Genomic DNA, 11,789 nt, shown 5'->3' on the forward strand with positions numbered 1-11,789 from the left:
CGAGCGAAGCGAAGCAATCCAGAAATGCTCTGCGGAGACAGACTGGATTGCTTCGTCGCCAGGCTCCTCGCAATGACGGTGCTCAGGGGGAGACAGACCGCCCTCCCCACTCACACCTTACGCAAACTCCAAAATCAGCGCGTCCACCGCGAGCGTCGCACCGGCGCTGGCGTGGACCTTCTTGACAGTGCCGTCCTGCTCTGCGCGCAGCACGTTCTGCATCTTCATGGCTTCGACCACCGCGAGCGTCTCGCCGGCCTTGACCTCCTGCCCTTCGGTCACCGCGATCGAGACCACGAGACCCGGCATCGGGCAGAGCAGCTTCTTGCCGGTGTCGGACGCCGTCGTCACCGGCATCAGCCGCGCGGAAGCGGCTTCCGCTTCGGTCCAGACATAGACCGGCACCTCGACGCCCTGATGCGCAAGGCGGATGCCGTTGGCGATCGGACGCGTCTGCACCGCGACGAGGTGGCCGTCGATGGTGCCCTGCCAGACCGGATCGCCGGGCTTCCACGGCGACTGCAACAGATGCGCATTGCCGGTCTTGCCCTCGGCGTCGACGAATCGAATTGCGATCGCCTCGCCCTCGCGCGCGACCTCGAGCGATATTTCCTGGCGGTCGAGCCAGACCGCGCGGCGCCGCTCGCGCTGCACGATGCGGCCGCCCATCTGGCCGGAGATCTGCCGCTTGCGCTCACCCAGCACGTGATCGATGGCGGCGCCGACCGCGGCGATCCGCCGTGCGACCTCGCCTTCCGGCATGCGGACCGCAAATCCTTTGGGGAATTCCTCGGCGATGAAGCCGGTCGAGAGCCGGCCCTCGCGCCAGCGCGGATGATGCATCAGCGCCGACAGGAACGGGATATTGTGCCTGATGCCGTCGACATAGAACGAATCCAGCGCCGTGGCCTGTGCCTCGATCGCGGCCGCGCGCGAGGGCGCATGGGTGACGAGCTTGGCGATCATCGGATCGTAATGGATAGAGATCTCGCCGCCCTCCTGCACGCCGGTGTCGTTGCGGATCGTGATGCCGTCCTGGCTCGCTTCAGCCGGCGGGCGGTATTTCACCAGACGTCCGATCGACGGCAGGAAGTTGCGGAACGGGTCTTCGGCGTAGAGACGGGACTCCACCGCCCAGCCGGTGAGCGTGACGTCCTTCTGGCTGATCGCGAGCTTCTCGCCGGCGGCGACGCGGAGCATCTGCTCGACGAGGTCGACACCGGTGACGAGCTCGGTGACGGGATGCTCGACCTGGAGGCGCGTGTTCATCTCCAGGAAGTAGAAGCTCTTGTCCTGCCCCGCGACGAATTCGACGGTGCCGGCGGAATCGTAGTTCACGGCCTTGGCCAGCGCGACCGCCTGCTCACCCATCTTGCGGCGGGTGGCCTCGTCGAGCAGCGGCGACGGCGCCTCCTCGATGACCTTCTGGTTACGGCGCTGGATCGAGCACTCGCGCTCGCCGAGATAGATCACGTTGCCATGCTTGTCGCCCAGCACCTGGATTTCGATGTGGCGGGGATCGACGATGAACTTCTCGACGAAGACGCGGTCGTCGCCGAACGAAGCTTTCGCCTCGGCCTTGGCGAGGTTGAAGCCCTCGGCGACCTCGGCGGTCGAATGGGCGATGCGCATGCCCTTGCCGCCGCCACCGGCCGAGGCCTTGATCATCACGGGATAGCCGATCTCGTCAGCGATCTTGACCGCGTGTTTGGCGTCCTCGATCACGCCGAGATAGCCGGGCACGGTCGAGACCTTGGCCTTTGCGGCGGCCTTCTTGGATTCGATCTTGTCGCCCATCGCCGCGATCGCGCCCGGGTTGGGGCCGATGAAGACGATGCCGGCCGCTTCCAGCGCCCGCGGAAATGCCTCGCGCTCGGAGAGGAAGCCGTAGCCGGGATGTACGGCCTCGGCGCCCGTCTTGCGGCAGGCCTCCACGATCTTCTCGATCACCAGATAGCTCTCGGCCGCGGCGGGCGGGCCTATCAGCACGGCCTCGTCAGCCATCTCGACATGAAGGGCATCGCGATCGGCCTCGGAATAGACCGCGACCGTCTGAATTCCCATGCGGCGAGCGGTCTTGATGACCCGGCAGGCGATTTCGCCGCGATTGGCGATCAGAATGCGTTTGAACATGCTTTTCTTGAGTCTCGACCTTGGGCGGGACCCTTCCCTGGCCGTTGGGGCCTATGGGACGGGCCGTGTGGCTCCCGTGGTACATCAAAATCCGCAGGAGGCAACGGTCTAAATCCGGGCCTTCTGGCGTACCAGCACAAGACCGAAATGGCCTTTCCGAGCCTCCAGGACGCCTGCGCCTGCGCCCGCACCTACGCCTTTTTGGCCTTGGCGACGTCCCGGACCAGGCCCTGGATGAAGCCGAGTTTGGCGACGACGGCCGGCGACAGGATGAAGGGATAGAGGTCGCGCAGCCCCATGGCGCGGTTGACGCTGTTCATGGCGAACGTGAAGGGCAGCCATGCGTTGACCAGCGCCTCGACGTCCCTGGCCTCGTAAGGGTTGAAACGGATACGGGTCGTCAACTCCCCGTCGCGGTCGACCTTGGGGCGGACCTCCATGCCAAACTCGGAGGCCATCTCCAGGGTGTCGACGATGTGCAGATAGTGCGCCCAGGTCTCGGCGAAGTCCTCCCAGGGGTGCGTGGTCGCATAGGCCGAGACGTAGTTCTGCTGCCAGTCGGGCGGCGCCCCCTCGGCGTAGTGGCGCTGCAGGGCCTGGCCGTAATCGACGGAATCGTCGCCGAACACCGCGCGGCATTCTTCCAGCTTGCCGCCCTCGCTCACCAGCACGTCCCAGAAATAGTGCCCGACCTCGTGGCGGAAGTGCCCGAGCAGCGTCCGGTACGGCTCGCCCATCTCCAGCCTGCGCCGCTCGCGCTCGATGCCGTCGGCCTCGGTCAGCGCGATCGTGATCAGGCCGTTGTCGTGGCCGGTCAGGACCTTCTGCCCGCTGTTCGGGTCGTCGGCGAGGAAGTTGAAGATCAGGCCATGCTCGGGATCGTCCTTCCGGGTCTGCAGCGGCAGCTTCCAGCGGATCAGGGAATAGAACAGGCGTTGTTTTGCCACCTCCAGCTCGCGCCAGCCGGCGAGTTGCGCCGGGTCGGACAGATCCGGCACGATGCCGTTATGGCGGCAGGCGCGGCAATAACCGGTGGCGTCGCCCACATCCGTCAGCCAGTTGCAGGCATCGTACTCGGCGTTGCGGCACAGCACGCGGCTTGCGCCCTTGTCGGCCAGCGTCTTCCAGGCCTCACCGTCGGGCTCGATTGCCGACATCGTCTCCTTCTCCGGCAGGAAGGCGATCCGGTGGCCGCAGCGTTCGCAGGCACGGTTCTCGAAATAGAGGACATTGCCGCAGGCCTGGCAGACAAAAAGCTTCAAGATTTAGCCTCATCCGAAGGGGAGTTTTATCAATGCGCGTCGTCGCGCCTGGCAGATACGCGCCCGCAGATGCCATCGTTCCAATCTTCGGAACAAATAGCCAGAGCCGGCGTTCGTTCATACCACCACGCTGCGTCCGGTGGCGGCTTTCCCTGCAATGTCCGCTCTAAACAATGGCTATCACGCTTTGTCTGTGTGAATATCGGCCCGGCACGTGCGCTCACGCATCACAACGGCCGACACCTTGAACGATCCTTTGCCCGAGACCGCCGCAGCCGAGAGGCTGCGCCAGCACCTCGAAGAAATCGCGCGCGAGCGCGACAACGCCTATCGCGCACTCCAGGAGCGCGAGGCGGAGCTGGCGCGCATCCAGCGCATCGGCAAGGTCGGCGGCCTCGAAGTCGATTTCCGCGAGGGTTTCAAGAACCGCCGCTCGCCGGAATATCTGATCCTCCACGGCCTGCCGCCGGAAGCCGCCGACGAGTCCCACGAGGACTGGATCAATCGCATCCATCCCGACGACCGCGACGCTGCGGTGAAGCATTTCCTCGCTGCGCTGTCCGGCACCAGCGAGGACTACACGGCCGAATACCGCATCATCCGTCCCAGCGACGGCGAGACCCGCTGGATCCGCGTAGTCGCCAAGCTGGAGCGCGACCGTGACGGCCGCGCGATCCGGCTCGTGGGCGCCCATATCGACGTGACCGCCCAGGCGCTCGCGCGCGAGACCCTGCGCGAGAGCGAGGAGCGTTTCCGGCTGATTGCCGACAGCGCCCCGGTGCCGATCTGGGTCACGAAACTCGACCGCACACGCTCCTTCGCCAACCAGGCCTATGTCGACTTCGTCGGCCTGCCCTACGACCAGGCCATCGTCTTCGACTGGCGCAAGGTGCTGCATCCGGACGACCTTCCGCATGTGCTGCAGCAGTCGGTCCAGGGTGAAGCTTCGCTCAAGCCCTTCGTGCTGGAAGCCCGCTACAAGAACGCCGACGGCGAATGGCGCTGGCTGCGCTCGGAATCGCAGCCGCGCTGGGACCCGACCGGCAGGCATATCGGCTTCATCGGCGTTGCCCACGACATCACGGTGGCCAAGCAGGCCGAGATCGAGCTCCGCCAGCTCAACGAGACGCTGGAAGAACGCATCGTCGAGCGCACCGCGGAACTCGAATCCAACGAGGCCCGGCTGCGCGCGATCCTGGAGACCAGCAACCAGTATCAAGGCCTCGTCAATCTCAGGGGCGAAGTGCTTTACGCCAACAAGACAGCGCTGGACGGCATCAAGGCAAGCTCGTCGGACGTGATCGGACAGCCGTTGTGGCAGACCCCCTGGTTCAGCGCGACGGAGGGCATGAGCGCGCTGGTGCGCGAGGCCTTCGATACCGTGCTCAAAGGCGAAGCGGTGCGGCTGGAGATGCGCCTGCGCCTTCCCATCGGCGAGCGCGACTTCGAGTTCGGCATGCGCCCCGTGCTCGACCGTCACGGCAACATCACCGGCGCGGTGCCGGAGGCCGTCGACATCACGGACCGCCGCCGCGGCGAGGAAGCGCTGCGGCAGTCGCAGAAGATGGAGGCGATCGGCCAGCTCACCGGCGGCGTCGCGCACGACTTCAACAATCTGCTCACCATCATCCGCTCGGCCACCGATTTCCTGCGCCGCCGCGAGCTTCCGGAGGAGCGCCGCCGCCGCTATGTCGACGCCATCTCCGACACCGTCGAGCGCGCCTCCAAGCTGACCGCACAGCTGCTGGCGTTTGCACGCCGGCAGCCGCTGAAACCGCAGATCTTCAACGTCGGCACCCAGGTCGAGGGCGTGGCGCAACTGGTTCGGCCGCTGGTCGGCGGCCGCATCGAGATCGCGGTGGAGGTTCACGATGCCGACTGCTTCACCGTCGCCGACGTCGCCCAGTTCGAGACCGCGCTGATCAACCTTGCCATCAACGCCCGCGACGCCATGGACGGCGAAGGCCGCCTCACCATCGCCGTGCGCAAGGTCGTCGGGATTCCGAGCCTGCGCGCGCAATCGGCGCGCGGCGGCGATTATGTCGCGATCTCGGTCGCCGACACCGGCAGCGGCATCGCGCCCGAGAACATCGAGGCCATCTTCGAGCCGTTCTTCACCACCAAGGAGGTCGGCAAGGGAACGGGCCTCGGCCTCAGCCAGGCCTTCGGCTTCGCAAAGCAGTCCGAGGGCGACATCACCGTGACGAGCACGCAAGGTGAAGGCGCGACCTTCACCATCTATCTGCCGCAGGCGCAAAGCCCCGCCACGGACAAGGAAGCTGCGGCGCTGACCTATGAGGCCGCGGCCACAGGGCGCGGCTATCGCGTGCTCGTGGTGGAGGACGACGACGAGGTCGGCCGCTTCTCCACCGAGCTCCTGGAAGACCTCGGCTACGTCGTCCGCCGCGTCGCCAACGCCAACGCGGCGCTGGCGATCCTGGGCGAGAACGAATTCGCCGTCGATCTCGTGTTCTCCGACGTCATCATGCCCGGCATGAACGGCGTCGAGCTCGCCGGTATAATCCGCGAGCGCTATCCGGGCCTGCCCGTCGTGCTCACCTCCGGCTACAGCAACGTGCTCGCCGAGAACGCCCATCGCGGCTTCGAGCTAATCCAGAAGCCCTATTCGGTCGAGTCGTTGTCGCGCATTTTGCGCAAGGCGATCGCCGAGAAGCTGTCGGTGACGCGCTAAGAGATATCCTCATGAAACCCGCTCTCCTCTCCGCCTGGCAGACCTGGGCGCTGCTGTCCGCCTGCTTCGCCGCGCTGACTGCGATCTTCGCCAAGGTCGGCGTCGAGAACATCAATCCGGATCTGGCGACCTTCATCCGCACCATCGTCGTGCTGCTCGCCTTCTCGATTCTGCTGTTCTTCACCGGACAATTCGCGGTGCCGTCGGCGGTCTCATCGAAAACGTGGCTGTTCCTGGTGCTGTCGGGGCTCGCGACCGGCGCGTCGTGGCTGTGCTATTTCCGCGCGCTGAAGCTCGGGCCCGCGACGCTGGTGGCGCCGATCGACAAGCTCAGCGTCGTGCTGGTCGCTCTCTTCGCCTTCGCCTTTCTCGGCGAGCGTCCGTCCGCCCAAGGCTGGGTCGGCATCGCCATGATCGGCGCCGGCGCGGTGTTGCTGGCTGTAAAGTTTTAAGGCGGAACAAAGCGGCTGCGAGAGCGGTTTCTGCCGGGACCCTTCCAGCCTCGATCGAGGACCGATGTCGAGCTCAAACCCCGATCAGGCAAGGCGTGCCGGCTGCGCACTGGATGCGGCCAACTTCTTCCTCGCCGACGTCCGCGACGGGCTTGGGCCGTATCTCGCCGTCTATCTGCTCACCGAGCAGCACTGGGACGAGGCCCGCATCGGGCTCGTGATGTCGATCGCGACCATCGCCGGAATCTTGGCGCAGACCCCGGCCGGCGCGCTGATCGATGCGACGCGCGCCAAGCGGCTGGTGATGGTCATCGCCGCCGTCATGGTGACGCTCGCCTCGCTGTCGCTGCCGATATTTCCGGCCTTTCTACCCGTTGCATTGTCGCAAGGGATCGCGCAGGCCGCCGCCGTGATCTTTCCGCCGTCGATTGCGGCCGTCTCGCTCGGCATCTTCGGCCCCGCCGCCTTCACCCGGCGGATCGGCCGCAACGAGACGTTCAATCACGCCGGCAATGCGGTCGCGGCGGGGCTTGCCGGGCTCTCCGCCTACTGGTTCGGCCCGACCGTCGTGTTCTACCTTCTCGGCGCCATGGCGATCGCGAGCCTTTTGAGCATTCTGGCGATCCCCGAACGCGCCATCGACCACGACCTTGCGCGCGGGCTCCACGATGCCGATGCTGACGACAGCCGGCCCGACCGACCCTCGGGCTTCGCGGTGCTCCTGACCTGTCGCCCCCTGCTCGTCTTCGCGATCTGCGTCCTGCTCTTCCATCTGTCCAACGCGGCCATGCTGCCGCTGGTCGGACAAAAACTCGCGCTCCAGGACAAGAACATGGGCACCAGCCTGATGTCGGCCTGCATCGTCGCCGCACAATTGGTGATGGTGCCGTTCGCGATGCTGGTCGGAGCCCGGGCCGATCGCTGGGGCCACAAGCGTTTCTTCCTCGCCGCGCTGTTGATCCTGCCGCTTCGTGGAGTGCTCTACACGCTCTCGGACAATCCGTTCTGGCTGGTCGGCGTGCAGCTTCTCGATGGCGTCGGCGCCGGCATCTTCGGCGCGATCTTCCCCGTGATCGTCGCCGACCTCATGCGCGACACCGGCCGCTTCAACGTCGCGCAAGGTGCTGTGATCACCGCCCAGAGCATCGGCGCTGCGCTGTCGACGACGCTGGCCGGTCTCGTCGTGGTCGGCGCGGGTTATGGCGCGGCGTTCCTCACGCTCGGCGCGGTCGCCGCGATCGGCGCCGTCGTCTGCTTTGTCGTCCTGCCCGAGACGCGGCAAATCGCAGATGGTGGTGCGCGTCCGAAAGGGAAGACAGCGGCGACGGCTTCCGCTATCGCTGCCGAGTGAGACATCCCATTTCGAGGACTGAACGTGCCGTCTGACGCCATCTGGGCCTGGAGCATCATCGTCGCTGCGACCGCAGGCGTCATCATCCGGCCTTTTCGCCTGCCGGAGGCGGTCTGGGCCGTCATCGGCGCTGGCGCCCTCGTGCTGCTCGGCTTGCTGCCGTGGCAGGATGCGGTGATCGGCATCGAGAAGGGCGTCGACGTCTATCTCTTCCTGATCGGCATGATGCTGATCGCCGAGTTGGCCCGGCTCGAGGGCCTGTTCGATTATCTTGCAGCGCTTGCGGTCGAATATGCGGCCGGCTCTCCACGGCGCCTGTTCCTGCTGATCTATCTCGTCGGCACGCTCGTCACCGTGCTGCTGTCCAACGATGCCACCGCGATCGTGCTGACGCCCGCCGTGTATGCAGCGACGCGCGCGGCCGGGGCAAAGCCGCTGCCTTATCTGTTCGTCTGCGCCTTCATCGCCAATGCAGCGAGCTTCGTGCTGCCGATCTCCAATCCGGCCAATCTCGTCGTGTTCGGCGCGCGCATGCCTGCGCTCACCGAATGGCTGCGCCTGTTCGCCCTGCCCTCCGCGGCCTCCATCGTGCTGACCTATGTCGTGCTGCGCCTGACCCAGCACCGCGCGCTGAAGGAAGAGACCATCGCGCGCAGCGTGCCGCATCCAAAGCTCGGCCGCGGCGGCAAGCTGACCGCAGTCGGCATCGTTGCGATCGGCGTCGTGCTGGTCACGGCCTCCGCGCTCGACAGGCAACTGGGCCTGCCGACCTTCATCTGCGGCGTGGCGACGGCAGCGATCGTGCTGCTGATCAGCCGGCAATCGCCGCTGCCCGTGCTGCGCGGCGTTTCGTGGAGCGTGCTGCCGCTGGTCGGCGGGCTCTTCGTGATGGTAGAAGCGCTGATCAAGACCGGCGTGATCGGGCAGCTCAGTTCGCTGCTGCATCAGGCAGTCGGTCAATCCGTGACGCAAGCAGCCTGGAGCGTTGGCATCGCCACCGCGATTGCCGACAACATCGCCAACAATCTTCCCGTCGGTCTCGTTGCAGGCTCAGTGGCCGCCAGCGACCACCTGCCCGCGCCTGTCGTCAGCGCGATCCTGATTGGCGTCGATCTCGGGCCGAACCTGTCCGTTACAGGATCGCTCGCCACCATCCTGTGGCTGGTCGCGCTGCGGCGGGAGAAGATCGAGGTCGGCGCCTGGCCGTTTCTCAAGCTCGGCCTGCTGGTGACGCCGCCGGCCCTGATCGCGGCGCTCGCTGTTGCGATCCGGTAATCGCGCACAATTTGCGGCGCATCAATGTCGCCGGTAGCGGCGGACTTATGCTTCAGCTTGCCGCGCAGACACGATATGGCGCGGTAAGGAGGTCCATCATGCAGATTCAGTCGAAGACATTGCTGCAAAGTTTTTCCCTGCGCCGCTCGTTTCAGAGCTTCACCGCACCTGACCGAGGCCGGGCGGAGACATCCCACCCGCTGTTGATCTTCTCCGCGGCGGTGCTGCTGGCCCTGTTCGCGATCGTGGAAATCGACCTTCACAGCGCCCAGCTTCAGGCGATCGGCTTGCTCAGTCTTGGGACCTGGATCGATCCCATCTTCCTGAGCCCATAGCTGTTCGCGCGGCTCTCCGAGGCAACGCCCGATCGCGGCCGTGACAGCCGCGACCGGGTCGCCGATCCTCAGTCGTTCTCGTAGCCGTAGACTTCCGGCAGGATGAAGATCGCCGCGAGCAATCCGATCAGCGGGAAGATCGCGACGAACAGCGTGGCGTTGGCCTGCCCGATCGCCGCGAACAGCGACGGGAACAGGAAGATCGCCAGGAACGACGGCAGCTTCACGAACATGTAGGCGAAGCCGCTGGCGGTGCCGCGATATTGCGGCTTGGCGACCATGGTCGGGATCGTCATGCAGTTCGAGGCGTCCCAATAATGGCCCCACAGCATGGCGGCCGCCGCGAACGGCAGCAGGATCTTGTTGTCGGTGTAGAGCGCGAAGGCCGCGACCAGCAGCGAGACCAGCACGATCGAGAAGCCCGCGATCGAGATGCCGCGGTGGCCGATCTTCGGCGTCAGCAGCGGACCGACCCAGCCCGACACGGCGGCGAAGGAGAATAGCGCCATCGTCACCAGATTGATGCCGAGCACGCTCGACACGCCGACCATGACGAAGAGCACCGGCAGATAGAACGCGAAGGTCGAGAACTCGCTGGCTTGCGCGAAGCAGGCGATCCAGCCGTAGATCGTGGCACGCCAGCGGATCGGATCCTTCTTGAGGTCGGCGAGGAACGCGCGGGTGGAGACCTTGGGCACCTCGACGTCATGGTCCGGCAGCATGGCGAGATCGTCATTGAACATCTCGCGCGCGACCTGCTTGGCCTCGCGGTAGCGTCCCTTCTGCACCAGCCACACCGCCGTCTCCGGCACGTCGTGCCGCATGATCAGGATGATCAGCGCCGGCAGCGCGCCGAGGCCGAGCGTCACCCGCCACAGCGTCTCGTGGTGGATGTCGAGCAGCAGGAAGATGACGATGACGCCGATGGTGAGGACTTCACCGACGGCGAACATGAACTGCCAGCGATTGCCCATGACCTCGCGCTCGCCCTTGGCCATGGATTCCATGATGTAAGTGTAGCCGGTCGAGATATCCGAGCCGAGCGGAACGCCGAGCAGGAACCGGATCACGATGAGCCAGGTGACGTTCGGCACGAAGGCCTGCGCCAGCGCCAGCACGATGAACATCACCATCGTCACCAGGAACATGACGCGGCGGCCGATCTTGTCGGACAGCCAGCCGCCGAGCAGCGCACCGATCATGGCGCCTCCCTGCGTACCGGCGGCGGCAAGGCCCAGCATCAGCGGATCCGGATTGTACTGTTCCTTGATGAAGATCAGCACGAAGGCGATCGAATACAGGTCCCAGGCTTCGACCAGGATCGAGGCCATCATCAGCCAGCCGACCTTGTTGCCCTTGGGACTGTAGTTCGTGATGAGGTAGCGGACCGCGGCTTCGCTCGCGGTCGGTTGTGGCATCGCCATCGTCGACATGTCTGGTCCTTTCTTCAAAACTCTTTTACGTGCCGAGCAGCGGCTCGATGCTGCAATCGAGCAGGCGTGGGTCGATTCCCGCCTCCATGCCGTTGAACATCTCGCCCATGTAGTCGATCAGGGCATCGCTCGCCTTAACCGCATCCTCGACGCGGCGGCTGGCGACCGCGGCGAGAATGGCGAGATGGTGATCGATCGTGCCTGACAGTTCGGCCTGTCCCGGCATGAAACGGTGGTGGATGTAGCCGATGCGCCGGTACAGCGTGTGCAGCGGCCGCAGCGTATGGACCAGAAACGGCTCGCCCGCCGCCTCCAGCACCAGCGCGTCGATGCGGCGGTCGATATTGTTGAATTCGTCGAGGGTCAGGGTGGAGCGGCGCTCGCGCAGGAGACGCTCGATGTGCAGTGCCTGATTGCGGTGAGAGAGGCTGGCGCGATCGGCCGCAAGCCGGATCACGAAGCGCTCCATGTCGCGGCGCAAGGCCAGCAGCATGCGCTCACGCGCCAGATCGATCGGCGCGATGTGCAGGCCGTGTCGCGGACGGATGATGATCAATGTATCGGCGGAGAGACGATTGACGGCGTGATGCACCGGGGTACGACCGAAGCCGGTGATATGCTGCAATTCCAGCATCGTCATGAATTGTCCGGGCTTGAGCTCGCAGTGAACGAGCAGCTCTTCGATCTTCTGATAGGCCAGCTCGAAGAAGTTGAGCCGATTGCGCCGCGAGGGCTTGCCCTCGCCATCGTCGTTCTTCACCACCTCGAGTGCGCGCTTGCGCCGTGCCATGTCGTTCTCTCCCGTCAACCCGCGCTCTCGTTGCTGGATGGCGCCTTGTTTCTCGGACCCTTAAAA

General features: G+C 65.3%; 9 protein-coding genes. 5 read left to right on the top strand and 4 right to left on the bottom strand.

Annotation, left to right across the window (positions count from 1 at the left end):
- Positions 1 to 117: 117 nt before the first annotated feature.
- Together JQ572_RS30465 and JQ572_RS30470 are read right to left on the bottom strand one after the other, a co-directional pair.
- Positions 118 to 2,133, bottom strand: a complete 2,016-nt coding sequence (locus tag JQ572_RS30465) for an acetyl-CoA carboxylase biotin carboxylase subunit (RefSeq protein ID WP_211386526.1) — start codon at positions 2,131 to 2,133, stop codon at positions 118 to 120.
- A gap of 191 nt (positions 2,134 to 2,324) precedes the next feature.
- A complete protein-coding gene (locus JQ572_RS30470; RefSeq protein WP_211386527.1) occupies positions 2,325 to 3,395 on the bottom strand; it encodes a zinc-binding metallopeptidase family protein in 1,071 nt (356 codons plus the stop codon).
- A 214-nt stretch (positions 3,396 to 3,609) separates the two neighbouring features.
- On the opposite strand from JQ572_RS30470, the gene JQ572_RS30475 reads away from it, so the two are divergent.
- The 5 genes from JQ572_RS30475 to JQ572_RS30495 all read left to right on the top strand — a co-directional run bounded on the left by JQ572_RS30475 (position 3,610) and on the right by JQ572_RS30495 (position 9,500).
- Positions 3,610 to 6,087, top strand: a complete 2,478-nt coding sequence (locus tag JQ572_RS30475; RefSeq protein ID WP_211386528.1) for a PAS domain-containing hybrid sensor histidine kinase/response regulator — start codon at positions 3,610 to 3,612, stop codon at positions 6,085 to 6,087.
- 11 nt (positions 6,088 to 6,098) lie between these two features.
- The gene (locus JQ572_RS30480) at positions 6,099 to 6,539 is read left to right on the top strand and encodes an EamA family transporter (RefSeq protein ID WP_211386529.1); all 441 of its coding nucleotides are present in this window, start codon (positions 6,099 to 6,101) and stop codon (positions 6,537 to 6,539) included.
- A gap of 64 nt (positions 6,540 to 6,603) precedes the next feature.
- The gene (locus JQ572_RS30485) at positions 6,604 to 7,890 is read left to right on the top strand and encodes an MFS transporter (RefSeq protein WP_211386530.1); all 1,287 of its coding nucleotides are present in this window, start codon (positions 6,604 to 6,606) and stop codon (positions 7,888 to 7,890) included.
- A 24-nt stretch (positions 7,891 to 7,914) separates the two neighbouring features.
- Positions 7,915 to 9,165, top strand: coding sequence for an arsenic transporter (locus JQ572_RS30490; protein WP_211386531.1), 1,251 nt, complete (start codon positions 7,915 to 7,917; stop codon positions 9,163 to 9,165).
- Between the two features lie 98 nt (positions 9,166 to 9,263).
- Positions 9,264 to 9,500, top strand: coding sequence for a hypothetical protein (locus JQ572_RS30495; RefSeq protein ID WP_211386532.1), 237 nt, complete (start codon positions 9,264 to 9,266; stop codon positions 9,498 to 9,500).
- Positions 9,501 to 9,568: 68 nt separating this feature from the next.
- Here JQ572_RS30495 and JQ572_RS30500 read toward each other — a convergent pair whose 3' ends face one another.
- Positions 9,569 to 10,933: an MFS transporter gene (locus JQ572_RS30500; RefSeq protein ID WP_211386533.1), complete on the bottom strand. Its 1,365-nt coding sequence runs from the start codon at positions 10,931 to 10,933 to the stop codon at positions 9,569 to 9,571.
- Between the two features lie 25 nt (positions 10,934 to 10,958).
- A complete protein-coding gene (locus JQ572_RS30505; RefSeq protein WP_211386534.1) occupies positions 10,959 to 11,723 on the bottom strand; it encodes a GntR family transcriptional regulator in 765 nt (254 codons plus the stop codon).
- Positions 11,724 to 11,789: the final 66 nt, after the last annotated feature.

The organism is Bradyrhizobium sp. SZCCT0153, from assembly GCF_018129995.1.
Taxonomy (GTDB): domain Bacteria; phylum Pseudomonadota; class Alphaproteobacteria; order Rhizobiales; family Xanthobacteraceae; genus Bradyrhizobium; species Bradyrhizobium japonicum_G.